This is a genomic window from Verrucomicrobiia bacterium, assembly GCA_036405135.1.
Classification (GTDB): Bacteria; Verrucomicrobiota; Verrucomicrobiia; order Limisphaerales; family JAEYXS01; genus JAEYXS01.
The window spans coordinates 1-25,621 of sequence record DASWYF010000008.1; the positions used below are offsets into that span (position 1 = coordinate 1).

Below are 25,621 nucleotides of genomic sequence, written 5' to 3' on the forward strand. Positions count from 1 at the left end.
AGTGCCGCTTCAAACGGCCCGGCCAGTTCTGGACGCCCAAAGGCATGCGCCATCTGGCCGCACTCTCCGAGGCACGCCATAATCACCACTGGGATCAACTCTGGTTCACTACCTAATCGGGGGCAGTGTCAAGATGCGCCCTACCCGAGATGATGGTATTGTTTGATGTTTCCACAGGATGAAATGTGCGCTATCTAAGTGCTGACCATGGCACAAGGCGTATCCGTTGTCAGGTTGGAATTGGAAGATTTTGAGCGATACACAATCCAGCAAACAAGCACGCCCGCTGAAACTCCGGCTGGCGACGTGGCTCTTTCCGCCTGCGGGCCTGGTGATGACGTGGCGTGAGCCGGTCTCTCTTGGTCGCAAGCTGTTCAGCACCTTCGGCATCGCGCTTTATTCCGTCGTTTACCTCGCTCTGATCCTCACCGTGTTGGTGAAGGCCAAGGTCGTCTATGTGGAGTGGCAGGGCGGTTTCCCGCCCAAGATCACGCGCAAGGTGACTTTGCCTGACTACGACGCCGTGGAGCGCAGCCGCGCCTCCCAATCCAAATCCGCTCCCGCCTCCACCAACGTCACCGAACGCACTGGCTCCACCTATTGGACCGGTTTCCGTGGCCCGTTGCGCGATGCCCATTACACCGAGCAACCCATCCTCACCGCTTGGCCGCCGGGCGGCCCGAAGGTTCTCTGGCGCCAACCCATCGGTGGCGGTTACGCCTCCTTCGCCATCGCGAACGGTCTCGCTTACACCATCGAGCAACGTCGCGAGAAAGAAGTCGTGGCTGCTTACGACATGGAGACGGGCCGCGAAGTCTGGTCGCACAGTTACGTGGGCAAGTTCGAGGAGAGCATGGGCGGTGAAGGCCCGCGCGCTACGCCCACCTGGCATGACGGGAAGATCTACGCCCTCGGCGGGGAAGGGGACTTTCATTGCCTCGATGCCCTCACTGGCAAGGTTCTCTGGAAGCGCAACATCCTGCACGATGCCAAGTCCTCTCTCCTCATGTTCGGCACCGCCTACTCGCCCCTCATCGTGGAGGATAAGGTCATCCTCCTGCCTGGCGGCGAGAACGGTTGGTCCATCGTCGCTTATAATAAGGACACAGGAGAAGTCCTATGGCACACGCAAGATGACAAGACCGCTTACACCTCGCCCGTTCTCGTGGAACTCGCTGGTCAACGCCAGATGCTCGTCGTCTCCGCCACTCGTGTGAAAGGCGTCGCCGTGGAAGACGGCAAACTCCTCTGGGAATTCCCTTGGAGCGTCAGTTACGAGAATTCCATCGCCCAACCCGTCCTCCTTGGCAAAGACCGCCTCATGCTCACCGGCGGTTATGGAAAAGGCAGCGCCGCCATCCAGGTCACCAAGGAAGGTGATAAGTTCGCCGCCAAAGAACTCTGGCGAAACAAGTTCCTGAAGAACAAATTCACCAGCTCCATCTACCATGAAGGCCACGTCTATGGCCTCGATGAAGACATCCTCGTCTGCCTCGATGCCGAGACAGGCAAGCGCGTCTGGAAAGATGGCCGCTACGATTACGGCCAGATCCTCCTCGCCAGCGGCCACATTATCGTCCTCTGCGGCGATGGCGACCTCGCCCTCGTAAAAGCCACCCCCGAGAAGTGGACCGAAGTCGCCCGCAACCCTCTCCTCGAAGGCAAGACCTGGAATCACCCCGCCATCTCCGAAGGCAAACTCCTCGTGCGCAACGCCGTAGAAATGATCTGCCTCGACCTGCGCATCAAGCCGTAGCCCTATTCCCAACGTAGCCGTCGAAGTGATGAGGCGGAACTAACTCTTTTCCAATCGTCGTTCCTCTAAGCCGTAGCAGCTTGATGTAAATCGGCACTTGTTGATCCTGTCAAAAATTCCTCCCTCATTCGCTTGACCCCATTCGGTTGAAAATCTCCCCCTGTCTGTTCGTGTATTTTGCGTTTTTCGCGATTCATCTCCCCGTCCCGTAAAACGCCATTTCCCCGCTTGCAAGTCCCGTCCACCAGCGTAATTTTTAGTCACCATCACACAACCTCTGAAGACACCTGCTACAAATCATCGACTCCCTTGGCTTTCACTTGGGCTGCTGTTGCTCTTGCTCACACTGGCACCCTTTGCCATGAGCCTTCCGCCCGCCTTGTACAGCGGCACGGACGCGCTCGAGCCTCTGCGCATCATTCTTGTTCTCCTTGGCCTCGCCACCGCCATCACTGCATTTGTTGAGCTGATCCTGATGGCCCGGCATAACCGTCGGGATTATGTCGCCCTGTCAACCTTTGCCGCCATATTTATCGCCTGTGCCGTCGTTGGGTGGCGTAACTATCCCTATTGGACCATGGGCGTGTATCAGGTATCCATCGGCGCCTTCCCGCCGATGATTCAAGACCCGAAAGGGCTGATTCCCATGACGTGGATCGGTGACCTTTGGCGGATGCCCGTGATATTGCTTTACTTGCTCGGTTACGTTGCCATCCCGTTATTCTCGGTCGCAGTTCTTGCCGCCTTTTGGCGTCGCCGATTTGCCGCTGGTATCGTCACCGCGGTGGGCATCGTCATAACACTCGTTTTCACGCAGGGATTTTCCCCTCACTACTACATCTGGTTGATGGATTGAATCCATCGGCGCTTTGATGTGCTTTATCCCGCCTGTTAATCAAATGGGGGCCAATCAACTCACCCACAGAGCGTCAGCCTCCGGCCCGGCTCGAGACCACAGCTAAAAGACCCGCCCCCCTCGTTCTGTAGGCCTGCCGGTGCGACCGGCTCTTTTGTGCTTCTTTGTGGCCCTCGAAACTTATTCCCAACTCACCCCTCCCATATTACTATCCATTCAACAAGTGAACCCCGAACCCCACAACCCGCCTGAAAGCAGACTGGCCAAAATCAGCACTGTATTTTGGAGCTATTCCCTGGCTGTGGTGCTCGCGTTTTGCCTGTCCATACCATCATCGCTCTTCTTGCTGTTTGCGGGCACTCCCATCTGGTTGATCAGTGCCATCACCGGCTTTGTCGGCGTCTTCTTTTCCAGTTATTGCGTGCCCCGTTCTTCGCGATGGTTTTGCGCCATGTTCTTATCCATTCCGGGCGCAGGATATTATTATTTCCGCTTTATCAGACGGCCTGCCAGCGATGCCGTCATTCTGCCCGAGAACTCATTGATGACACTGGCTCTTGGGAGCACCGCCGCCGTCGTCATACACCTGTTCTGTCGGTGGTCTGGAAAAGAGGGCCAGCTAGCCGAGATTATCACTCCCGCCGTGGTGAGTGATAAATGAAATTCGACCACTATGCCTTTTACCAGCGCTCAAAGAACGCAGTTCATTGAATTGCTTCAATCACGTGGCTGGATATTTGAGGGCGGCACGATTTGGTCACCCAATCGCGGGCTTTGGTTTGATGATTCTCATTTGTCACATTGGAGTCCGGCGCAGATGCGCGACATATTCATCCAGAGATCGGTTCGTCTTGCCAAGGCCCAGATCGGCGATTGGCAGACATGCAGTCGTGAGAATGAGGAAGCTGGGTTAACTGCTCGCAATCCCCTTACCACTACGTGGTTTTCTTTCTTCCCATTCCACTACTCTAGCGCACTATCCTGTTTATGAAGGCTCTGAGATTTCCCCGCCTCAAAACCCTGTTGATCAGCTTGGGCTTGCTGTGCCTGACTGCGGTCGTGTCCTTGGGGGCGCTGTTATATTGGATTACCGGCCCCGGCTACTACGCTGAGTTGAACGCCGTGAAAGCCGAGTTGGAGCGGATGCCTAACGTGAAAATACTGGAGTTGAACGGAGTTCACGACCTGACGATGGAAGAGATCTGGACGCGCATAGACATCGCGGACAAAGGTGAGATGGGATTTTTCGAATTGGATCGCGATTCCTTCCAGCAGACCCAGAACCTGCGCCTGACGTCCATCGGCCCTTACAGTTTTCGGACGCGCCAGTTGGTAGGAGATCGGGAGTCGTATGGTGGCGATATTGAGATTGGCCCTTCGTCACCCATTCCGGCGGTTCGAAGCTTGGGGATTACCAGTGTTCAGTCGGCCGTGGCGCACTACGACAAATTGCTTGCACTTGTCTCCACATGGCCGGTCACAACGAACGACTGGCCGAGTGGTTGGCCGCCCAAAAAAGGTGAGTGGTCAAAAAAATCAGACGAGGAGATTCATTTCGCGGATTTGCCGCACGGTGATTACTATTTTAGCCTGAAACAATGAGATCGCAGAGCGGCGTCCGCACCACTCCTTTCTAGGGCTGAAAACCCGCCTCATCCGTCACCTTACACGACCTCTCCCCGTGCTCCAACGGAGCTCCGTCCCAAAGCCCAACCTTGTTCCGTGCCTAACTGGACTACGTTGGGTTAACCGCCCGCAATCTCCCAACCACAACGTGGTTGCGTCCTTCCCGATTTCCTCCACCCTAACCCCAAGGCATGACCACCGAACGAAAAAAAGACCTTAAGCGCCGTCTTCAAAAGGCGCGCTTTCCCCGTCGTTCAGCGGCCAAGTTCACCGATGAGAACGATCACAATCCGGAGATCCTCCAAGACTGCCCGAAATGTCACGGCTGCGGGCGTATTGATGAACTTTCCACCCGCCCCGATGGCACCAAGATTCGCACTCTGAAGTCTTGTTCCGCTTGCCGAGGCACCGGCACCACGGGTGAGGTAGAGCGTTATTTCCTCACCGATGATCCCGAAGTCACCGCCATCGCCACGCCGACTGGCCGGCTGACCTGTCCCAAATGCGGCTGGCATTTCACCACCAATGACCCCAATCGCTGGACCGGCCGCCGCCACATACGTTGCGGCCAAAAAATCAAAATCACGACCACGAATGCGCCGTCCTCGTAGCGCAGGTTGGTCCCCGCGACTGCGGGATCGCCGACTGGCTGTCGGCAGGCGCTAAATATTTCACCACACCTCACAAAACGTGACATCTCCCCGTGCCTAACGGGACTAGGTTGGGTAACCTCCCGGCAATCCCCTAACCACAACGTGGTTGCGTCCCTATTCGTTGCTGAATACATTCTCATAACGAGGCACCCAATCGCATGCGCTGCTTAAATCTCGTTAACGAACATGGCTAAAAACACTCTCTTTGCCTATTTCCTCGGGAATGATTTCACCCAATTCGACGCCTTGTTCGTGACTCATGCCAATCAGTTCATTCCAGGCCGGACATGGATTTGCCCTGATGTTAGGGCCGTCAATCAAAGGAGGACCGCCAGCGACGGTGTACCTGAATGGGAACTCGGGCTCAACCTTGACCTGCCTGATCCATATCAAGAACCCTTCGGTTGGTTTGCGGATGTTGAAGAGATCGTTATTTTCTGCCTTGCCTGCCGGGCCGAGTTTCAACATGACATGGTCGTTGGCATTTCTGACAATGAACGGCACTACAGCGAGGATATAATCGAGATCACGGCTGAACCGCCAGACCTTGATTACCTCCGCAATTTCATCGGCAACGCGCCACCTAAGAATCCAAGCTCCTAGTCGTAGTTCTGACTGGTGATCAGCGTTCACGTAATATTTCAAAGGGCCCATGCTCAAACCCGAAGATATCGAAATCCAAATAGGTCGGGGGCAGGGCGGTGACTTCATGTTTGTCATCCACAAACCCACCGGCATCCGTCGCAGCGCCGGCCCGCCCCTTCCCAAACCCGGCAAAGTCTCACGCGAGCTACTCGCTGAGATCGAAGCCGAGATTGTGGAGAAAGGGCTGATGCTATATGGTCTGCCCAATCCAAAGAATTGATCATGGAGCCCGTTGCAACCATCTCGCCACCGCGTGCATCAGCGAAAACCATATTCATGGGCTTTGGATTAATCGCACTGCGCATGGTCGGCATGTTCTTGGTGGCCGTGACAATGCCACTGGCCCACGAAGCTTATGGAGAGGTTTATACCGGTAATGGACAGCAGGGAGCGGGAATCATCGCGGTGTTTGGGATAGTCGGGTTTATGGCCGTGATCTTCTACATGCTCACGGCCACTGTCGCCCATCTCTTGGTCATGAAGAAAACGATGCAAACGAAACTCTGGGTTGAAGCAGGCATCTTGCTGATTTTCATTAGCGGGCTCGCCTATCTTGGCATCACCGCGCATTACTCCTGAAATAGAAAGAAGAACAACGTGGGAGAAACCAAGGACACATTCTCATTGAAAGAACTCCTGCTGGCATTGCTCGTCGGTGCCGGGGCGGTCGTCGCCGTTTACCTCATCTCGTTTCTGCTCCTGCTGGGCGCGCTTACCCTCCTGACCGATTGGGGATGGCTGCCCCGAATCTTCCTCTCGCTTGCCTGTGCGTACCCACTCATCATGACCCTAGACCTCTTCACCGATTTCAAAGACTGGCGTCGCCGCAAACTCGCCTTGAAACAGTGGGATGAACGGCGGAAACGCGGTTTTTAGCCTCATCTCTTTGCAGTTGAGTGGGTTATGGATTATTTCTCGTGATGAACCCCCAGAAATATTCCTTAAAAATCTTCAAAACAAAGGTTGACTCCACCTGTGGTTATGGTTGTATCTCCGTCCTTTTTGATAGGGAAACGCTATGTACGCAGTAGTTGAATCTGGCAGCAAACAATATCGCGTCGCCGCAGGTGACACGCTCGAGATCGAGCGCGTGTCCGTGGACGCCGGCAAACCATTCACTTTTGACCGTGTCCTCCTCGTGGCCAAAGACGGCCAAGTGCAGGTGGGCGCTCCGACCGTCGCTTCCGCCACGGTCACCGCTGATGTGGTGGAACACATCCGTGGCGAAAAGAAAATCGCCTTCAAGATGAAGCGCCGCAAGGGCTATCATCGCAAGGTGGGTCATCGCCAAGAACTCACGGTCGTCAAGATCAACGCAATCAATCTCTAAGAAGTTATGGCACATAAGAAAGGTCAAGGAAGTGTACGTAACGGCCGCGACAGCGTATCCAAGCGCCTCGGCGTGAAGCGTTACGGTGGCCAGGTGGTGAACGCCGGCACGATCATCGTGCGCCAGCGCGGTTCCCGCTTCGAAGCCGGCAAGAACGTCGGCATCGGCAAGGACTGGACGCTCTACGCGCTCATCGACGGCCTCGTGAAGTTCGACAAAGACAGCACCCGCGTGAACATCGTTCCCGTGGAAGCTGCTGCCGCGAACTAATCGCAACCCCATTTCACGGCGAGGTGCGCGTCACCTCGCCTTTTTTATTTTAGATGACAGGCGGGGGCGCCTGTCCGACTTAATGGCAGCCGGGGGCGGCTGCCCCACTATGGGAAGCATTGCGCGCCATTGCGCAACGTGACAATTCCGGCATAGTGTTACCGCAGTTCCGTTATGTTTGTAGATCAGGTCAAAATTTTCGCCCGCGCCGGTAAAGGCGGCAAGGGTTGCGTGGCGTTCCATCGCGAAGCTTACATCACCAAGGGCGGTCCCAGCGGTGGCAATGGCGGTCGCGGCGGCGATGTCATCATTGAGGCCGATCACGATCGTAACAACCTCATCGAGCAATACTACAAGCCCCGCCTCCTCGCCGAACACGGTGAAGCAGGCATGGGCAAGGGCATGGACGGCCATGCGGGCAAAGACCTTATCATCAAAGTCCCCTGCGGCACGATGATCTGGCAACTGCCCGATACCGAAACGCCCATCGATACCAAGTCCGTCGCTCCCGTAAGCGAAGAGGATGAAGACGAGGAGGACGAGGAAGAAGAAGCGGCTGATGAAAAGAAGTCTCCTCAGCCGATGAAGCTCGCCACCGCCTCGCGTCAGCCCATCCGCTATCAAGGCAAGGAACGCGCCATCGAAATTTCTTACGATGACGAGGATGAAGACGCCCCGCGCAAGCTGAGCGATCAACACGCCGCCGCGAGCATTGAAGGCGCCGAACTTGTCGCCGATCTTACTGAGCACGGCCAGCGTTTTATCCTGTGCAAAGGCGGTCGCGGTGGTTTGGGCAATCGTAACTTCGCCACCTCCGCGCGTCAGACGCCGCGCTTCGCCCAACCCGGTGAAGTCGGCACGGAAGGCAATTATCTTTTCGAGCTCCGCACCATGGCGGATGTCGGCCTCGTCGGCTATCCGAACGCAGGCAAGTCCACCTTGCTCACCGCCATTTCACGCGCTAAGCCCAAGGTCGCTCCCTATCCCTTCACCACACTGCATCCGCAGCCGGGCATCGTGGAGTTTGCGGATTACAAGCGCATCACCGTTTGCGACATCCCGGGTATCATTGAGGGCGCGCATAACAATGTGGGCCTCGGTCACGAATTCCTGCGCCACATCAAGCGCTGCAAAGTCCTCGTGATCCTCCTCGACATGGCGGGCAGCGATGGCCGCGAGCCATGGGATGACTACAAGCAGGTGCTCAGCGAGCTGGACCTCTACGACCCCGAGATGCTGGAGAAGCCGCGCATCGTCGTCGCGAACAAGATGGACGAACCGCAGGCCGAAGAGAATCTCAAGAAGTTCAAACGCAAAGTCCGCAAGGTGACGGTGCTGCCGATCGCCGCTGCGTTTGACGAAGGCATCGAGAAATTCAAGCAGACTATCCGTGAAGCGGTGGAAGAGGCTTCCATCGAAGAGGTTAAGGAATAATTTTACCCTGTTGTTAACTCGCTATGTTGAAAGCTGGCATCGTAGGTCTTCCCAACGTCGGAAAATCCACCCTGTTCAACGCCGTCACCCGCACCCGCAAGGCGGAAGCGGCAAACTATCCCTTCTGCACCATCGATCCGAACGTCGGCATCGTGACGGTGCCGGATGAACGCCTTGCCGTGTTGAAGGGCATCGCGAAGACCACCGTCGTCATCCCGGCCGCGATCGAGTTCGTGGACATCGCCGGTCTGGTGAAAGGCGCGAGCGCCGGTGAAGGTCTTGGCAACAAATTCCTCACGCACATCCGCGAGGTGGACGCCATCGTGCAAGTCGTGCGCTGCTTCGAGGACGCGGACATCCATCACGTCGCCGGTTCTGTGGACCCGGTGCGCGATATCGAGACGATCAATACGGAACTTATCCTCGCGGATCTCGAATCCGTGAAGAAACGCCGTGAACGTGTGGCCAAGGATGCCAAGCGCGGTGACAAGACGGCGCTCGCCGAAGACGCCGTGCTCGCAAAGATCGAACCCGTGCTGGACAGCGGCAAGCCTGCTTTGACCGTTACGCTGACCACGGAAGAAAAAGTCATCGCGAAGTCATTCTTCCTCATGACGGATAAGCCCACCATCTTCGCGTGCAACGTGAAGGAGAGCGATCTCGCCACGGCGGACACGAATCCTTACGTGCTGAAAGTGCGCGAGTATGTGAAGACGCATCTGGCCTGCGAAGCCACCGTCATCAGCGCCCAGATCGAAAGCGACCTCATCGACCTCTCGGCGGAAGAAGCCGCGGAATTTCTGAAAGAACTCGGCGTAAAAGAATCCGGTGTGGGCGGCCTCATCCGCGCCACCTATGCGCTGCTCGGCTTGCGCACCTACTTCACCGCCGGTGAAAAAGAAGTGCGCGCCTGGACCATCCACGTGGGTAACACCGCCCCTCAAGCGGCCGGTGTGATTCATAGTGATTTCGAACGCGGCTTCATCAAGGCTGAGACTGTTTCCTACGCCGATCTCGTGGCTTGTGGTTCTGTAGCTGCCGCCCGTGAAAAGGGCCTCTACCGCATGGAAGGCAAAGAATACGTGGTGGAAGACGGCGACGTAATGCTCTTCAAGTTCAACGTATAAACACGTCCGATATTTTCAAAAAGCGAAAGCGTGGAATTATTTTCCGCGCTTTTTGCTTTTACTCAGAAAAGAAATTTCTGATTCAAAATGGAACAAAGTTCGTCAGATTCCATTGCCCATTCTGTTGCCGGTATTCCAGATTCAGCCAGATAGTTCTAATATTTCCGGTGCGGATGCCTTTGACTTTGCTGACCACTTGATACTGAATCGAATCCGATCTTAGTTGAGTCGATTTGATGACATGAAAGAGGGTATACTCCTGCATATCTTCAAAGTTCCATTGCAAACCATCATTGATAGATTTTCCTAGCAAGTCTTGCTGCATTTTCGTGGCAGGGATTTCCACTGCGCCAATTTTTTTTAGCGCTGAAGTCGTTGGCAGTTTGAATGTGCTGATGGGTGCAAATTCACGGGCATATTTCTTGGTAAGATTTAATCTTAGCTGCATTTCATCCGCTTTCAGCCGGGAAACCTGATTTCTTACGTCCATAGCCTGCCGGTAGATTTGCTGCACACGTGGTTTGATTGCATCCAGCGCGCCACCTTTGCTGGAGAGCTGTTCGCGCAATGCGTATCCCAAGGCATCATTCCCTTTGTCGCTATGCTTGAGAGTGCTAAACAAGAAATCTAAAAGCAGATTATCTCCGCTAAGCAATTCTTTGCTTTGGAGGAGCAAACTTGAATACTCATTCAAAACGATGACGCCTTCAGACTTGGCCTTCATATAGGACGCTGAATACTGTAGAAGCTCTGGATCGACATTCAGTGCGGGTAGGGCAGCTATTTGCTGGCAGGTTTTATCCAACTGGGTTGCGAGTTCAATTAATGCCTGTGCGGCTTTTTCGAGGGATTGAGGAGTAGGTTCAGTTTGCTTGAGATCCGCGAGAATTTGCTCGGCATCTGTTGCTCCGGCGGAAGCGTGCAGTTTTTTCCAGTATTCTTCTGTGGGACCGGCTTTGGCATTGCCTTTGTTGGCGGCTCTTAATCCCAAAGTGACCAAGACAATCAGGGTGCAAACAATCGACAGTTTTATCGCCAAGGCTCCGCATGATGATTTTCTATTCGATACCTGTGTTTTCATAGCCATCTCTGTTTTGTGGATGATTTGCGAAAACGCCTCAAACCTCCGTAGCCGGGTTTTGGTTGTTTCCGGCCTTCTACAGATAACAGACGAAATAAAACAAGCATTATTCAGTTGTTAAGTCATGCTAATTTCAATGTGTGTAAATGCCTTAATTTCAAGCTTTTGCCGAGGTGTTTAGGAGAAACAAAGCTTGCATCTATCTAGTTGCTGGCAAGTATATCGGCATGTCTGGGAGGTCGTACCACACCGCTTTGTTTTATTTGCTGTGCGCCATCAGCCTCTGGCTTGGTGTCGGGCTGGTAATTGCCCAAAGCACCATCCGTTACACCGCTGGTCCTGCTACTTCGTTCGCCATGCAGCCGGGTTTTTCCACGCCCATAGATTTTGACCGTGATGGCGAAGCCGATGTGAGTTTTTCCGGAGGCGGTTTTCTGTGTACAGCAGATGTTCCCACGAGCAGTTGCTCCATCAGTTACACTGGCATTCCCCTGTCCACGAACAGTCTGCTATGTGTTGGGGATCAATTCGCTGTCTTGTCTGCGGGCGCACTAATCGGAGATTCGACTGGAGACACCGCGTGGAGAGGCTATGCCAGTGCCAGCCTGGCGCGCTACCACATGAATCTCATACAGAATACGAATACCTGGCATGGGCCATTGAGCATCACGAAGGAAGGTTATCTGGGGGTGCAATTCCATAGTTCTTCGGGGAGACATTACGGCTGGGTGCGCGTGCGTTTGCCGTTACCTGCACAAAGTCCCGCTGAAATTGAACTCTCGCCCGTCATTTTGGATTGGGCATATGAAACCCAACCAGACACTGCCATCAAAGCGGGTGCGATGCCCGTAGCCGCGATCACAGTTCCTAAGATCGTTCGCCCTGAGAAACTGCGCATCGATTGGGCGACGGAGATCGGGATGACCTACCAAGTGCAGTTCAAAGAAAAGCTTGAAGCTCCCGGCTGGAAGAACCTGGATATCTCCATAGTCGCTACGGGAACCAATGCGATTGTGGATGTGCCGATAAAAGGGGCGGTTGGCTTTTATCAGGCAGTGAAGGTGGAATAAGCGGGCTAGGTATCGGTGCTACTGCGTCCGCCCGAACTTCTTCTCCAATTCCTTGTAACTCATCTCAATCAGCGTGGGTCGCCCATGCGGACAGGTGTAAGGCATCGTGCAGCGGCGCAGGTCTTCCACGAGATTCTGCAATTCGGCCTCGCGCAAGGGATCGTTCGCCTTCACCGCATGGCGGCAGACCGTTTTCGCGATCATATCCTCGCCGAGCCGCATCGTGTTGATGCTTTGCCCGGCGGATTTCATGGCGTCCACGAGTTCCAGCGCGAAACGTCGCGTGTCCTTCACCTTCACGAATGGCGGCAGTGAATCTAACAAAAACGTTTTATCGCCGAACTCGCTTAAGCCTACGCCCAGCTTGTTCAATGTCGTAAGTTGATCGCGAACAAACTGCGCATCACGCGGCGGCAACTCTACCGTCTCAGGCAATAGCAGGCGTTGTGAAGGCGCTGGGCCAGACTCCAATCGCTGCAACATCTGCTCATAAAGAATCCGTTCATGTGCGGCGTGCTGATCCAGCAGGACGAGACCTTTATCCGATTCCAGCACGACATAGAGACGGCCAATCACGCCTACGAGCCGCAAGGGCACGGAGAGCAGGGGACGTGGGCCGGTTGGCTGGCCGGAAGGCAACGCGGGTTGCGGCGCAGAAGCTAATGGCGTGATGAGCGGCGCAATCGGCTCCGCAGGACGCACTGGCTCCACAGGCACTACACGCTGTTCCGGTAATGGCGCTTGCGCTTTCTGCACACCCGCTACACTTCGCTCGATGGGCCAATCCGCAATCGGCTTGCTCGGCACTGGCACCGACAGTTTGGGTGGCGATTGCAGCTCCAGCGTCGTGGGCAAAGCCAGATGCCGCTGTTCTGCTTGCGGAATGACTGGCGCGGTGGGTGCAGTCTTCACTTCCGCCACTTGCCCTATGCCTGTGTGATAACGCAGCAGTGTTTCTCGGATGGCTTTCGTCACCAACTGCCGCACATTCCTCTCGCGATGAAACTTCACCTCGCGCTTGGCCGGGTGAATATTCACATCCACCTCCGCCGGGTCTACTTCGAGGAAGAGGCAGCAAACCGGGAAGCGACCCTTCATCAACGCGTTGTGATAGCCTTCCATCAACGCGTGATTCAGTCCGCGATTCTCCACGGGACGCTGGTTTACGAAAACATTCTGATCCTCACGCGTGCTGCGCGAGACGCCCGGCGCACCGATGAAACCCCAGAGTCGTACGGTGGAATCGACAACGGGTTCATCCTCCATCACTTCACCCGCTGGCGCGAGGTGGCCGGTGAAATCGACTTCGAGCAATTCCAGATCGCCGCCGTATAAGGCGCGGAGGCGTTCGCCCAAAGCAGAGAGCTTGGAATCACCCGTGACGGCAGGATATTGCCAGAGCAGGCGGCCATTGTGGACGAGTGTGAAGGCCACATCCGGTCGCGCCAAAGCCGCGAGCGTGACGTAATGCTGGATGTGCGCGCGTTCGGTTTCTTCGGCGCGGAGGAATTTGCGTCTTGCGGGGAGATTGTAGAAAAGCTGGCGGACCTCGATGCTTGTTCCCGGAGCGCAACCGGCCGCTTTCACTTCCAGAATCTTGCCGCCATTGATGATGACTTGCGTGCCATCCACGGCATCGCCTTCGCGCTCACGCGTAGTGAGGGTGAAGCGGCTCACGCTGGCGATGGAAGGTAATGCCTCACCGCGAAAGCCCATGGTGCGGATGGAGGCGAGATCTTCAGCGCGCTGGATCTTGCTGGTGGCGTGGCGTTCCAGGCACATCAGCGCGTCATCCTTGCTCATGCCGATGCCGTCATCCGTGATGCGGATGAGGCTACGCCCGCCGGCTTGCACCTCGACATGGATGGCCGTGGCCTTGGCATCCAGCGCGTTTTCGACGAGTTCCTTCACCACGCTGGATGGGCGCTCCACCACCTCGCCAGCCGCGATCTGATTCGCGACATTTTCTGGCAGGAGGCGGATGCGGTTCATCGTTTAGGGTGAGCGGAAAGAACGCTGCTAAAACTTTTAACGGCTCAGCTGGATCGTGAAGGCGAAGACGGCACCTTTGCCGGGTTCACTGCGTGCGGTGATCTCACCGCGATGATCTTCGATGATGCGTTTGCAGATGGACAGGCCAAGGCCCGTGCCCTTCATTTTGCCAAAGGTGGCGAAGGGCTGGAAGAGGCGTCCGACGATCTCTGGGGAGATGCCTTTGCCCATGTCCTCGACTTCCGTGAGGATGTCCGTCTCTCGCACTTGGAATCGGAGGAAAATCTTGCCGCCGTTGGGCATCTCATCCACGGCATTGTTGATGAGATTGTAGAAAACGTGCGTGAGGCGGTGCGGGTCCATGAGGGCCAGCACGCGGGGCGGGGGAGTCTCGTAAACGATCTCCACGCCTTTTTCCTTCACCTCCGGAGAGACTTCGTCGATGAGGTTTTTGACGTAATTACCGTAATCCGTTCCGGCCAGAACGACGGCGGCTTGCGAACCTCGAGTGAATTCCAGCAACTCATTGATCATGTTGCTGAGACGATCTACCTGACGACGGATGCGGAACTGCGCGTTCTTGCGCATGTCCGGCGTGACGCCCTCCATGCTCACCATTTCGGAGGCAAGACTGATGACGTTCAGGGGGTTCTTGAAATCATGGACGATAGAGCGGGCGAAGCGACCGACCAATGTGAGCCGTTCCGCCTGCAACACTTCCTGGATGTAATGGCGATTGAACTCGCGCATCCGCAGGCTGAACTCGCGTACGAGGCTGACGGCGAGCTTGGGCGAATGCTCCAAGACGTTCAGGAGATTATCTCGGCGGATGAAAAAAGCGCGGGTATCAGTCTCGGCAGTGGCAGTGGCGGAACGAGGTTCCTCATCCAGCACGGCCATCTCGCCGAAGAAATCGCCTTTTTCGATCCGGGAGAGCACGCGGCGTTCGTTATGCCCAACGAGAGCAGACACTTGCACCGCGCCTTCGAGGACCACGTAGATGCCGTCACCGGGATCGCCTTCCTGAAAAACAGGTTGCCCGGCCTTGTAAAAACGCACCTCTGCTGTTTGCGCGAGAGACTGAAGCTCCTCGGCCAACAAATTGCTAAACTGCTTTGGACGTCTGCCGGATCCCATGTGCTGGTTGAGAGTCTAAGCCAAGATTTGGCTGGGTAAAGCTCTTAGAAGGAGTTTGAATGGAGAATTGCAAGAAAGCTGGGGAGGGTGGTTTTGACGGGTTTTTGAAACACTGCTACTGCCCGCTTGACGTCAAAGCCTCTGGTCGCTTAATTTCGTTGGCCCTGAGCGGTGGCTATAGCTCAATGGTAGAGCCCCAGATTGTGATTCTGGATGTTGCGGGTTCGAGTCCCGTTGGTCACCCCATCCTTTTTGAACGGCGGAATTCCGAGAGATCGGGATTCCGCTGTTTGCTTTTTGAATGAATTTTAAGGTGACGCGAATTACCGCGAATTGGGAGAGGGAGAAGACACAAGTTTTACGGATTGGCACGAATTAGAGAAGGGATGAATACTTGGAAAGGGGAATGGGAGGGTAATTCGCTTATGTTTCCATGTTTCTGCTGCTGGTTGGCGAAAGCCCCAAGATGACGTTAGTTCCGCCTCCGCACGTCGTCGGCTACGGATAAAAAAGCCCGCCACTTTTCAGTGGCGGGCGGTGAGGGGAGTCGTTGGACTGGCCAACGGGTTATCGCCTACGGCTGATCCTGCTGGATCACGCGGTAGTAGCGTCTCACGTTGCTGTCGGCGTTGGTGTCTTCGAACTGCATCGAGTTCGAACCGGGGGTGACGGTGCCGATGGTGGTCCAATTCACTAGGTCTGTGGAGGCCTGGATAAGGTGGACTTTGCCCGTGATGAGGCCCACGAACTGGAAGCGGAAGGTACCTGGCGCTTTTTCCGGTGCGGCGATACCGACGGTGCCCACGAGGATGTGCTGGACTTCCGAGACGTAAGCGCCACCCAGATTATCCTCACCACGCACGGTGACGTAGTAGGAACCAGCCGGCACATTCTGCCAGTTGTATTGGTAGGGTGGAGCCGTGAGCGTGGCGAGCACGGTGTTGCCGACCATGAACTTTACGCGGACGATCTTGCCATCTGCGTCCATCACGCTGGCTTGCAACATGATGGAAGCAGGCGCGGTATAGAACGCTTCACCGGAGGCCAGGCTGAGCAGCGGAACGGTCATTGTGCGACCGGGGGAACCTACCTCGTTGGCATCGTTGGCAGCAGCGAACGCGCCGTACAATCCGATGCTGCTCAAGCTGGTGAGGCTGACGTTATCGAGCCCGGCGGCGTTGTCGAAGGTCTTGAACGGTGCACTCGCGGAGGAGGCGCCGAAGGTGACACTCGCTTGCAAGATGCCGCCTGCATTGTAGATGTTCACGGCATCACCGCTGGTGCTCAGACCGATGCCGCCACCGGTGTAATTGCCGATCTGCAACGAAGCGGGAGGATTGGCGCCGAACCACGTGTTCAAGAACGAGGTCTTGATCGCGGCTAGATTGTCGCTCTCCAGGAAGATCACGGATTCGCCGGGGGCGATGTTGGTGATGCCATTCAGAGCGAGTGCATTGGCGAAGGAAGCGGAGCTGTCGTCCACCTTCCATCCGGCGATGTTGATGACACGCGGACTGGTGTTCGAGAGTTCGAACCAGTCGGCGGCGACCGGGCTGCTGCCGCTGGACCAAGGAGCCACTTCGGTGATGACGAGCTTGCCGGTGGTGCCCGGGGAGCCGGTCTCGCTCGTGACGGCACGTGCGCCGTAGCGGCCAGTGACACTGAGTTGCGAGATGGTGACGCCGTTCAGACCAGTGGCGTTATCAAAAGTGGCAAACGGTGCTGCCGAGGGTGAAGTGCCGAAGACGACTTTGGCGCGCAGCCGGCCGAGATTGTCATAGAGGTTCAAGGCATCGCCGCCGGTGCCGAGGCCGACACCGGAGCCGGTGTAATTGCCGATCTGCAAGCCAGTGGGAGCGTTACCGCCGAACCAGGTATTGATGAACGCGGTGCGGGCGGTGGCTAGGTTGGCTGTTTCTAGGAAGATCACGGATTCGCCTGGGGCGATGCTGATGATGCCGTTCAGGGCGACCGAGCCACCGAAGGACTCTGAGCTGTCATCGACTCTCCAGCCCTCGATATTGATCGGGCGTGCGCCGGTGTTCGAGATCTCGAACCAGTCAGCTCCAACCGGGCTGTCGCCACTGGACCAAGGAGCCACTTCGGAGATGATCAGCTTGCCGGTGGTGCCGGGGGAGCCAATCTCGTTGCTGTCATTCACAGCGGTGAAGGCGTCGTAGAGATTGACGGTGCTCAAGCGCGAGATGGCGGTGTTGTTCAAGCCTTCGGCATTGTCGAAGGTCGCAAAGGTGGGACCAGCCGGGGCAGCACCAAAACTCACACTGGCTTGCAGTGTGCCGCTGGCATTGTAGAGGTTCACGGCATCACCACCGGTGCCGAGCCCGATGCCACCGCCCGTGTAGCTGCCGATCTGCAGATTGGCGGGCGGTTGAGAACCGAACCAGGTGTAGAGGAACGTTGCCTTGGCGGCGGTCAGGTTGGCCGTCTCGATGAAGATCACGGATTCACCGGGCGCGATGCTGGTGATGCCGTTCAAGGCCAAAGCATTTCCGAATGAAGCCGAGTTGTCGTCCACTTTCCAGCCGGTGATGTCCACGGCGTTCGTGCCGGTATTGGTGACCTCGAACCAGTCGGCTCCGATGGGGCTGTTGCCGCTGGACCACGGGGCGACCTCAGAGATGATGATGCTCGGAGTGGAGGGCGTTTCATTCGTGACATCTGTCAGGGTGAGCGTGTAGCTGACGCTGGCATCAGGAGTCGCACCCAGTGTGGTGTCATCCACAGTGACGGTGACGGTATAGCTGCTCTTGGTCTCGAAATCGAGGGTGACGCCGGACTTGATGTAAAGTGCTGTGCCGATGATCTCGAAGGAGGCTACATCAGTGCCGGTAAGGCTCAAGGTGTTCACACCCAGGCCGTCATCCGTGACGACGATGTCCGCCACCTTCACGCGAGAAGAGGTGCTGGTGTTCTCCGGGAAGGAGCTGATCTGGTTGTTCAACACCATGGCGGTCGGTGCCTGGTTCGGAACGGTGGAGGGAGCGTAAACCCAGAGTTCGGGGAAGTTGATGTTACCGCCGCCGTTCTCGTTCACGATGTAAAGGATGCCAGCGCGATCCATAGTGAGGCCTTCGTGCTGCTGATTGGCCACGGTCAAGGTATCGCCTGGATCGGCGGTGATGGTGAGCGTGCTCTGGATGTTGCCGGCGCGGTCGATGTTGTGGATCTTGCCGTTCTCCTGGCTGAGCAGGAGCATGCGGCTGAAATCAGCGGTGCCACTCAACGAAGGGATATTCGAGAGCGCAAAGACATCGGCCACATCAGTGAAGCCGGTGAGCGCGGGGTCGAACAGGTTGATGGAGTTCGCGGCAGTTGGAGAGCCATTACTGGCGGTGCCGGCATCGAAATCAACCGTGGTGTGGAAGATGCCGATCGGATTGAGTTCTTTCAGCACGATGAAGCCGCCCGTGAGCGGATCCCAGGAAAGACCTTCGGTGCCTTCGTTCGGAGAGAAGGTGCCGAGCTTGACCGTTTTGGTGTTGGCGCGGGTCAACGTGGTGCCAGCGGCGTAAGTGAAGAGAACGAGTTGGCGATCGCGTTCTTCGCTCATGACGAACTGGCCGTTGCCCACGTAGGTGATGCCTTCCGGGTCATAGAAATCCGTGCCTTGCGGGCTGCTGCCGGTCGCGAGGGTCATGGTGTCGATGAGTTGGCCGGTCTTGGAGACTTGCACGATGGCGGTGCCGCCATCCGCAGTGATGAATAGGCTGTCAGTGTCCCAATTGTAAGTGACACCAGAAGCCTCTTGAGCGAGGAGATTGATGCCATTCGGAGGCGTGGTGCGCGTGGGCTCAGGCAACGAGTAACGGCCGACGCGCACGTAAGTGGATAGATCAATGGATTTCGGGCCAGCGTGGGTGGTGCCGGGAGAACCGACATCTGTAGCCGGAGCCACTGCGGTGAATGAGCCGAAGTTGGAGCCTGTGGCAAAGGTGTAACGCGGCGAAGCCGTGCCCGAAGTCGGCACCCAGATCAGGGCGACGGAATCTGCTGACCCACCAGCCGAAGGACCGGCATGACCGCCGGTGGAAGGATTGCCATCCTCTTTCGTGAAACCGGCTGCGGCATAGCTGAAGAAGAACAATTGATTGCCACCGCTATCGAAGAGGGTGATGCCGTCATTGCCGCCCAAGCCAGGTGCGCCGACGGATTGGATCACTTGCACCGTAGCGGGGAGATTCCACCAGGCGCGGAACACGGAAGGTGTGGCGGAGGTGAAGACGATGGACTCGCCGGGGGCGATGATGGTGCCATCCGGTATGACGGCGGCGTCATTGAATGATTTGCCGCTATCGTGCCAGCGATATCCGGAGAGATTCACGGAAGTAGCTCCGTAATTATAAAGCTCCCAGTAATCTTGTGAGCCAGCAGGTTTGTTGGCGCTTTGATTGGACTGGATCTCGGTGACGAGAAGATTGACATCGGCAGCGTGGATGGCCGCAGGCAGCAGGCCAAGGACCATGGCGGTCAGCGCGCCATACCATCGGGAGGAGCGGGATAGGCTGGATTTCATGCGTATGTGTTTTGATTCGGATGCTCGCTTGGGATTTTCACCAGCGTCTTCAAAGCAATGACGATGAAACCCAAGAGGTATTAGAATGCGTCCTGCGCGCCTCAGGACAAGGTGGGTAGTGTGAAGAAGAGGTTACGGAATGGAGACGATTCGGAGAAGGGGAGCAGGAAAGGGGCGAGGACGACGACGAGAACGAGAACGATTACGACGAGGCGATATGACTACATCACCATTTTTTAGAGCGCTTGCCACCCTTGGTCTTGGCCGGGCTGCTCATAGGCTTGAAAGCGCTGGGCCGGTTTTTGATCCAGCCGATGAACTTCGCCACCTCGGGATGCGCCTTTAGAGACTCCAACGTATTGTATTCGCGTTCGAGAACTTTTTCGGTGAAGAGATTGTGAACGTGATTGTGGCAAGGGCGGCAGATCCACGTGACGCGCTGTTTCACTTCCACGCGATCGAACTCGCGCTTGTTCCGCTTGTTCGCATGACGCGCCTGTGGGATGAGATGATGCTTCGTGAGCACACACTCCTCCCGTTCGCACAATTCACAGACGCCGATGCGGGGCATGGGCGGTTACGTTGCCGAAACTCCTATATCTACGCAAATCCCGAAAAATATTTACCCATTCTTTACAATTCTCAGCCAACTTTTCTGCGTGCGGGACGTTTCACTCTCATATATATGTTAGTGCAACCAACCAAACCGCTTATGAACTCGCTCATCCAGCCTGTGAACAGCCGCCGCCGTTTCCTTACCCAGCTTGGTCTGGCCGCCTCGCTCTTCACGGTGCCCGGTGCCTTTGCTGAAGAACTGACCCGCACGCCTGCCCAGACGGAAGGGCCTTTCTATCCGGACAAGCTGCCGCTGGATACGGATAACGACCTGATCATCGTTAACGACGCCACGACGCCGGGCGTGGGCGAGATCACGTGGTTGAGCGGGCGCCTGCTCGACTCACGTGGGGAGCCGATCCGTAATGCGACGATCGAGATCTGGCAGGCGGATAACAACGGGGCTTACCTGCATACCCGCACAGGCAATAAGGACAAGCAGGATAAGAATTTCCAAGGCTTTGGCCGGTTTGTCACCGGTTCCACGGGTGAATATCTGTTCCGCACGATCAAGCCGGTGCCGTATCCAGGCCGCACTCCGCACATCCATGTGGCGGTCAAGATGAAGGGACAGAAGAAACTCATCACCCAATGCTACATCGAGGGACATCCGCAAAATGAGAAGGACGGCGTCTTGCGCGGCATCAAGGATGCGAAACAACGCGCCTCGGTCATCGTGCCGTTCACGAAAGTGAAGGATTCCAAGATCGGCGAACTGGCGGCGAAGTTCGATATCGTGATGGGTTTCACGCCGGAGGCATAACCGTCACTCAACATAACTGTTTAGAACTTCCCAAGTGTAACCCGCTTGGGATTTTCTTTTTATCCGGCAGAAGCTAATCCCTATTGCTGGTGTTTTGAATCTGTCCGACAGAAAAGGCGTCTGAAACCTTACGCTGGCCTTGCGTCCCGTTTAGCTAAACTGATAGTAATGTTGCACATCGTCACAAAGCGGCATAAAATAGTCCGTATGCGTACGGTTTTGAGCGGGCTCAACCTTTAAAGACTTTTGAATCTTTTGAACCGGATATATCAGTCAGACTGGAGAAAATCGTCGTATCATGGTCTTTTGCTGCTGCTGGTGGCCGGACTGTTTGCCGGTTGTGGCGGCAAGAAGGATGATGCAAAAGGCAAGGGCAAGGATGGGCCATCCGCACCTTCGGGTCCGCCTCGGGTGGTGCAAGTCACCAAGGCTCAGATGCAGGGATTGGAACGTACGGTCGCTGCTGTGGGATCGCTTGCAGCCTATGAGCAGGCGACCTTGGGGGTGAAAGTGTCCGGGCGCATGCAGTCGGTGAGCGTGGACATCGGCACGCCGGTGAAAAAAGGACAGGTCATTGCCCAACTGGAGAAGCGCGAGTATGAGGTGAAGTTGATGCAGGCAGAAGCATTGCTTTCCCAGGCGCGCGCCAAGCTGGGCCTTTCTCTGCAAGGGGATGACGATGCCGTTGATCCGGTTCAGACCAGTGTGGTGCGTGAAGCAGCAGCGGTCTTGGAAGAAGCCAAGAAAAACCGCGAGCGTTTTCAAAAACTTTCCAAAGATGGAGTTTCCTCCCAGTCGGAACTCGAAACAGTGGAGGCCGCTTATGAAGTCGCCGTGAACCGCCAGCGGGATGCGATGGAAGAGATACGCAATCGCCAGGCATTGCTGGCGCAACGCCGTGCGGAAGTGGCCATTGCCAAACAACAGCTCGAAGAGACCACGGTCAAGGCACCTTTCGATGGATTTGTGCAGGAACGCCGGGCCACTCAGGGTGAGTATCTGATCGTGGGTGCGCCGGTTGCCACCGTGGTGCGCAGTGACATCCTGCGTTTGCGACTGGAAGTGCCGGAAAAGCGGGCTTCCTTGATCAAGGAAGGTCAGGATGTCCGCCTTACCGTGACCGGAGATACGAATATTTATCAAGGCGAGATCAAGCGTCTTAGCCCGATCGTCAACGACCTGAACCGCATGCTGGTGGTGGAGGCGGATGTGCCCAATCCCGGCCGCTTGCGTCCGGGTTTCTTCGCCCAGGCTGACATCGTGGCGAACCCCAGTGAACCGGGCCTGACTGTTCCTGCCGATGCTCTGGTCACTTTTGCCGGTGTGGAAAAGGTGCTGACCATCAAAGAGGGCAAAGCCTTGGAGCGTCCGGTCACTTCAGGCCGCAAAGGGGCGACGTGGGTGGAGATTTTGAACGGATTGAAAGCCGGGGAAGCGGTAGTACGCAATCCCGGAAATCTGCGCACGGGCGAACCTGTGGTGATCAAAGAGGGCAAAGAGAGCTAAGAAGGCTGTATGCAAAAGCTCGCTGAAATCTGCATCCGCCGCCCGGTCTTCGCGACCATGATCATCATGTCGCTCGTGGTGATCGGGGCGACGGGCTTCTTCAAACTGGGCGTGGACCGCACGCCGCCGGTGGATATCCCTACGGTATATGTCTCCACTACTTTGGCGGGTGCATCGCCGGTGGAAATGGAGACACTCATCTCCCAGCCGATCGAGGAGCAGGTGAACACAGTGGAGGGCATCACGGAGCTGCGCTCCATCTCCGGTTATGGCAGTTCCTTCGTCATCATCCAGTTCGACCTCAGCCGGGATGTGAATCGTGCGGTGGAAGACGTGCGCAATCGCGTCTCCGGTGTGCTGGGTGAATTGCCGCGTGACATCGATCCGCCGCAGGTGACGAAGTTCGATAGTGACCGGTCGCCCACGATGACCATCGCGCTTTCGGGAACACGACCGGAGCGGGAACTGACGGAGATGGCGGACAAGATCGTGAAGGTACAGCTTGAGCGGTCCGTCGGTGTCGGTGAAGTGGAGATTCAAGGCGGCTGGCAACGCGCGATCAGCGTGTGGGTGGACCCCGAACGGCTGGCGGCATACAAGATACCTATTTCCGTGGTGCGTGACGCTATCGCGCGACAGAACGCGGATGTGCCGGGCGGTAACGTGCGTTCTGCGCTCACCGAGCAATCATTGCGCACGCTTGGACGTTTTACGGACCCGAAGCAATTCAACGATCTGGTGGTGGCGCAGGTGAATGGCTCGCCGGTGCGCATCAGCGACTTGGGTTATGCAGAGGATGGGGTGAAGGAGAAGCGTTCGTTGGCGCGCTTGAACGGTGTCCCTTGTGTCACCTTGAGCGTCAAACGGCAATCGGATGCGAATGCGGTTTCTGTCATCGAAGGCGTCAAGGAGAAGCTGCCAGCCGTGCAGGCGCAACTCCCGGAAGATATCAAGATGGAGATCATCGAGGACCAGTCCCGCTACATCTACGAGGCGATCCACGAGATCGAAGTGCATCTGGTGCTGGGCAGTTTCCTCGCGTGTCTGGTCGTGCTGGCCTTCATGAAGAATTTTCGGGCCGTGATCATCGCTGGTGTGGCCATCCCGGCATCCGTTATATCCACCTTCGGCATGATGTGGGCGCTGGATTTCACGTTGAACAGCGTGACCATGCTCGCTCTGGTGCTGATGGTGGGCATCGTGATCGATGATGCCATCGTGGTGCTGGAAAACATTTTTCGCTTCATCGAGGAGAAAAAGATGCATCCGTTCGATGCGGCACGGGAAGCCACGGCGGAGATCGGCATGGCGGTGCTGGCCACGACCTTGAGCCTGGTGGTGATCTTCGTGCCGGTGTCCTTCATGTCCAGCATCTCGGGGCGTTTCCTCTTCCAATTCGGTCTGACCTCTGCGGTGGCGATCATGGTGAGTTTGCTCGTTTCCTTTACCTTGACGCCGATGATGAGCGCACGTCTCTTGCGCGTGAAGGAGGGGGAAGAGGACAGTCACAAGTCTTCCCGGGGTGGCTTGTATGGGAAAATGGAAAACGCCTATGTGAAGGTCCTGGCGTGGGCCATGAAAAACCGGTGGTTAGTGGCCTTGGGCGCGGTGGTGGTGATGCTTTCATCCATCCCGCTCTACAAGATGGTGCCGCAAGAGTTCGTGCCCGCGAGCACGGATGAAGGCGAATTCGAGATCAGCATCACCGCCCAGGAAGGCACCAGCCTCCCGGCCATGGAAGAGGTGGCCACACGGGTGGAGCAGATCCTCAGCAAGATACCGGAAGTGCGCCTGTATCTGGCCACCATCGGAGCCAGCCGTGTCGGTGGAGCCAACAATATGCGCGTGTATGTACGCATCCCTCCGCACGAAGAACGGACGATCAACCTGAAACGGTTCCTCCGGGAGCCGACCAGGATTTTTCAAGGAAATTACAGCCAGCAAGACGTGCAGCAGAAGATACGCACCGCTCTGCGCCAGCTCCCGCACGTGCGCGTGGCGGTCCGCGCCGGGGCTTCTTCCATCAGCATCGGAGGGCCAAGCTACGAGGTGGATTATTCGCTGCTGGGGCCGGATTTGGAATCTCTGGCAAAGTACGCTGAGGAGCTTCGCAAAAAAGCACCGGAAATGGGCATCATCGATGCGGACACGACGTTGAAGCTCAACAAGCCGGAACTGCGCGTGGAGATCGATCGCGAACGGGCCGCCGCTTTGGGGGTGGATACGGAGGACATTTCCTCGGCCTTGCGTGTGATGGTGGGTGGCGATGATCGCGTCTCACGTTATCGAGACCCGCAGATGGGCGAGGAATACGATGTGCAACTCCGGCTCACGGAAGGGCGACGCAATGATGCAGATACGATCTCGCGTCTGTATGTGCCGAGCCAGAGTGCGGGGCTGGTCCGACTGGATAACCTTGTCCAGATCGTGCCCGGCCAGACTGCCTCGCGCATCGACCGCCTGGACCGTCAACGCCAGGTCAGCCTGCGTGCCGGTGTGGCCAAAGGCTACGCCATGGCCGACCGCATCCAGGCCTTGGACGAAGAGGTGAAGAAGATGAACTTGCCGCCCGTGTACAAGACCGCTGTCTCCGGTCGCGCCAAGGAATTCCAGAAAACGTTCGATGAATTCCTCTGGGCCTTCCTGCTATCGATTGTGTTCATGTATATGATCCTGGCATCCCAGTATGAGAGCCTCATCCATCCATTTACCATTTTGCTGTCCCTGCCGCTGACATTGCCGTTCGCGTTCCTGACGCTCTGGCTGACAGGGAATACGATCAACCTCTACTCAGCGCTGGGATTGTTAGTGCTTTTCGGCGTGGTGAAGAAGAATTCCATCTTGCAGATCGATCACATGAACCAGTTACGCAAGAAGGGCATGGATAGATTGCATGCGATTCTGGAAGGTAATCGTGATCGTTTGCGGCCAATTCTTATGACCACGCTGACCTTCGTGGTGGGTATGATCCCGCTGGCGCTGGGTTCGGGTCCTGGTGCGGAAGAGCGTCGCGCAGTGGCGGTGGTGGTGATCGGCGGCCAGACGCTGGCGCTCTTGCTGACGCTGGTGGTGACGCCGGTGGCTTACTCGCTGCTGGATGACATCAAGGAATCCAAGCTGGCGAAGATGCTGACGCCGACGAACGCCAAGACGGCCAATGGCGGTGGTGGCGCCATGACTCCAGGAGCAGCGCACAGCCCGGATGGGCATTGATTCTTGTGGATTG

General features: G+C 56.5%; 22 protein-coding genes and 1 tRNA gene. 17 read left to right on the forward strand and 6 right to left on the reverse strand.

The genetic code is table 11. The features are described 5' to 3' along the window. Nucleotides 1-250 precede the first annotated feature (250 nt). From VGH19_02875 to VGH19_02895, 5 genes are all read left to right on the forward strand, one after another. Nucleotides 251-1,756 carry a PQQ-binding-like beta-propeller repeat protein gene (locus tag VGH19_02875; GenBank protein HEY1170292.1) on the forward strand — a complete coding sequence of 502 codons (1,506 nt, stop codon included), beginning with the start codon at nucleotides 251-253 and terminating at the stop codon, nucleotides 1,754-1,756. Between the two features lie 361 nt (nucleotides 1,757-2,117). Further along, complete coding sequence (locus tag VGH19_02880) at nucleotides 2,118-2,612, forward strand: hypothetical protein (protein HEY1170293.1); 495 nt, start codon at nucleotides 2,118-2,120, stop codon at nucleotides 2,610-2,612. A gap of 223 nt (nucleotides 2,613-2,835) precedes the next feature. Beyond that, a complete protein-coding gene (locus VGH19_02885; protein HEY1170294.1) occupies nucleotides 2,836-3,273 on the forward strand; it encodes a hypothetical protein in 438 nt (145 codons plus the stop codon). 326 nt (nucleotides 3,274-3,599) lie between these two features. Then, complete coding sequence (locus tag VGH19_02890; GenBank protein HEY1170295.1) at nucleotides 3,600-4,214, forward strand: hypothetical protein; 615 nt, start codon at nucleotides 3,600-3,602, stop codon at nucleotides 4,212-4,214. A 215-nt stretch (nucleotides 4,215-4,429) separates the two neighbouring features. Next, nucleotides 4,430-4,849: a hypothetical protein gene (locus VGH19_02895; GenBank protein HEY1170296.1), complete on the forward strand. Its 420-nt coding sequence runs from the start codon at nucleotides 4,430-4,432 to the stop codon at nucleotides 4,847-4,849. Nucleotides 4,850-5,068: 219 nt separating this feature from the next. On the opposite strand, the gene VGH19_02900 is transcribed toward VGH19_02895, so the two are convergent. Continuing rightward, on the reverse strand, nucleotides 5,069-5,524 hold the full coding sequence (locus tag VGH19_02900) for a hypothetical protein (GenBank protein HEY1170297.1): 456 nt from the start codon (nucleotides 5,522-5,524) through the stop codon (nucleotides 5,069-5,071). Nucleotides 5,525-5,543: 19 nt separating this feature from the next. Between VGH19_02900 and VGH19_02905 the strand changes: the two genes are divergently transcribed. The 7 genes from VGH19_02905 to ychF all read left to right on the forward strand — a co-directional run bounded on the left by VGH19_02905 (nucleotide 5,544) and on the right by ychF (nucleotide 9,697). Beyond that, nucleotides 5,544-5,756 (forward strand): hypothetical protein, encoded by a 213-nt coding sequence (locus VGH19_02905; GenBank protein ID HEY1170298.1) that lies wholly within the window; start codon nucleotides 5,544-5,546, stop codon nucleotides 5,754-5,756. Between the two features lie 2 nt (nucleotides 5,757-5,758). After that, nucleotides 5,759-6,115 (forward strand): hypothetical protein, encoded by a 357-nt coding sequence (locus VGH19_02910; protein ID HEY1170299.1) that lies wholly within the window; start codon nucleotides 5,759-5,761, stop codon nucleotides 6,113-6,115. 18 nt (nucleotides 6,116-6,133) lie between these two features. Next, on the forward strand, nucleotides 6,134-6,412 hold the full coding sequence (locus tag VGH19_02915; protein HEY1170300.1) for a hypothetical protein: 279 nt from the start codon (nucleotides 6,134-6,136) through the stop codon (nucleotides 6,410-6,412). Nucleotides 6,413-6,554: 142 nt separating this feature from the next. Further along, nucleotides 6,555-6,866 (forward strand): 50S ribosomal protein L21, encoded by a 312-nt coding sequence (gene rplU, locus VGH19_02920; GenBank protein HEY1170301.1) that lies wholly within the window; start codon nucleotides 6,555-6,557, stop codon nucleotides 6,864-6,866. 6 nt (nucleotides 6,867-6,872) lie between these two features. Continuing rightward, nucleotides 6,873-7,136: a 50S ribosomal protein L27 gene (rpmA, locus tag VGH19_02925; GenBank protein HEY1170302.1), complete on the forward strand. Its 264-nt coding sequence runs from the start codon at nucleotides 6,873-6,875 to the stop codon at nucleotides 7,134-7,136. Nucleotides 7,137-7,310: 174 nt separating this feature from the next. After that, nucleotides 7,311-8,570 carry a GTPase Obg gene (locus VGH19_02930; protein HEY1170303.1) on the forward strand — a complete coding sequence of 420 codons (1,260 nt, stop codon included), beginning with the start codon at nucleotides 7,311-7,313 and terminating at the stop codon, nucleotides 8,568-8,570. 23 nt (nucleotides 8,571-8,593) lie between these two features. After that, nucleotides 8,594-9,697 (forward strand): redox-regulated ATPase YchF, encoded by a 1,104-nt coding sequence (gene ychF, locus VGH19_02935; protein ID HEY1170304.1) that lies wholly within the window; start codon nucleotides 8,594-8,596, stop codon nucleotides 9,695-9,697. Nucleotides 9,698-9,779: 82 nt separating this feature from the next. Here ychF and VGH19_02940 read toward each other — a convergent pair whose 3' ends face one another. After that, nucleotides 9,780-10,778 (reverse strand): hypothetical protein, encoded by a 999-nt coding sequence (locus VGH19_02940; GenBank protein ID HEY1170305.1) that lies wholly within the window; start codon nucleotides 10,776-10,778, stop codon nucleotides 9,780-9,782. A 227-nt stretch (nucleotides 10,779-11,005) separates the two neighbouring features. Between VGH19_02940 and VGH19_02945 the strand changes: the two genes are divergently transcribed. Continuing rightward, nucleotides 11,006-11,848 (forward strand): hypothetical protein, encoded by an 843-nt coding sequence (locus VGH19_02945; protein ID HEY1170306.1) that lies wholly within the window; start codon nucleotides 11,006-11,008, stop codon nucleotides 11,846-11,848. An 18-nt stretch (nucleotides 11,849-11,866) separates the two neighbouring features. Here the strand turns inward: VGH19_02945 and mutL are convergent, their stop codons facing one another. Next, nucleotides 11,867-13,840, reverse strand: a complete 1,974-nt coding sequence (mutL, locus tag VGH19_02950; protein HEY1170307.1) for a DNA mismatch repair endonuclease MutL — start codon at nucleotides 13,838-13,840, stop codon at nucleotides 11,867-11,869. Nucleotides 13,841-13,876: 36 nt separating this feature from the next. Further along, on the reverse strand, nucleotides 13,877-14,977 hold the full coding sequence (locus VGH19_02955) for an ATP-binding protein (GenBank protein ID HEY1170308.1): 1,101 nt from the start codon (nucleotides 14,975-14,977) through the stop codon (nucleotides 13,877-13,879). Between the two features lie 171 nt (nucleotides 14,978-15,148). Between VGH19_02955 and VGH19_02960 the strand changes: the two genes are divergently transcribed. Beyond that, nucleotides 15,149-15,223, forward strand: a tRNA-His gene (locus VGH19_02960). 328 nt (nucleotides 15,224-15,551) lie between these two features. Here VGH19_02960 and VGH19_02965 read toward each other — a convergent pair. Both VGH19_02965 and VGH19_02970 read right to left on the reverse strand, forming a co-directional pair. Further along, nucleotides 15,552-19,511: a lamin tail domain-containing protein gene (locus tag VGH19_02965; GenBank protein HEY1170309.1), complete on the reverse strand. Its 3,960-nt coding sequence runs from the start codon at nucleotides 19,509-19,511 to the stop codon at nucleotides 15,552-15,554. 226 nt (nucleotides 19,512-19,737) lie between these two features. Then, a complete protein-coding gene (locus VGH19_02970) occupies nucleotides 19,738-20,082 on the reverse strand; it encodes a hypothetical protein (GenBank protein HEY1170310.1) in 345 nt (114 codons plus the stop codon). A 141-nt stretch (nucleotides 20,083-20,223) separates the two neighbouring features. On the opposite strand from VGH19_02970, the gene VGH19_02975 reads away from it, so the two are divergent. The 3 genes from VGH19_02975 (at nucleotide 20,224) to VGH19_02985 (ending at nucleotide 25,608) form a co-directional block, all read left to right on the forward strand. Then, on the forward strand, nucleotides 20,224-20,889 hold the full coding sequence (locus tag VGH19_02975; GenBank protein ID HEY1170311.1) for a protocatechuate 3,4-dioxygenase: 666 nt from the start codon (nucleotides 20,224-20,226) through the stop codon (nucleotides 20,887-20,889). Between the two features lie 255 nt (nucleotides 20,890-21,144). Then, nucleotides 21,145-22,395 (forward strand): efflux RND transporter periplasmic adaptor subunit, encoded by a 1,251-nt coding sequence (locus VGH19_02980; protein ID HEY1170312.1) that lies wholly within the window; start codon nucleotides 21,145-21,147, stop codon nucleotides 22,393-22,395. A 9-nt stretch (nucleotides 22,396-22,404) separates the two neighbouring features. Continuing rightward, nucleotides 22,405-25,608: an efflux RND transporter permease subunit gene (locus VGH19_02985; protein ID HEY1170313.1), complete on the forward strand. Its 3,204-nt coding sequence runs from the start codon at nucleotides 22,405-22,407 to the stop codon at nucleotides 25,606-25,608. Nucleotides 25,609-25,621 lie beyond the last annotated feature (13 nt).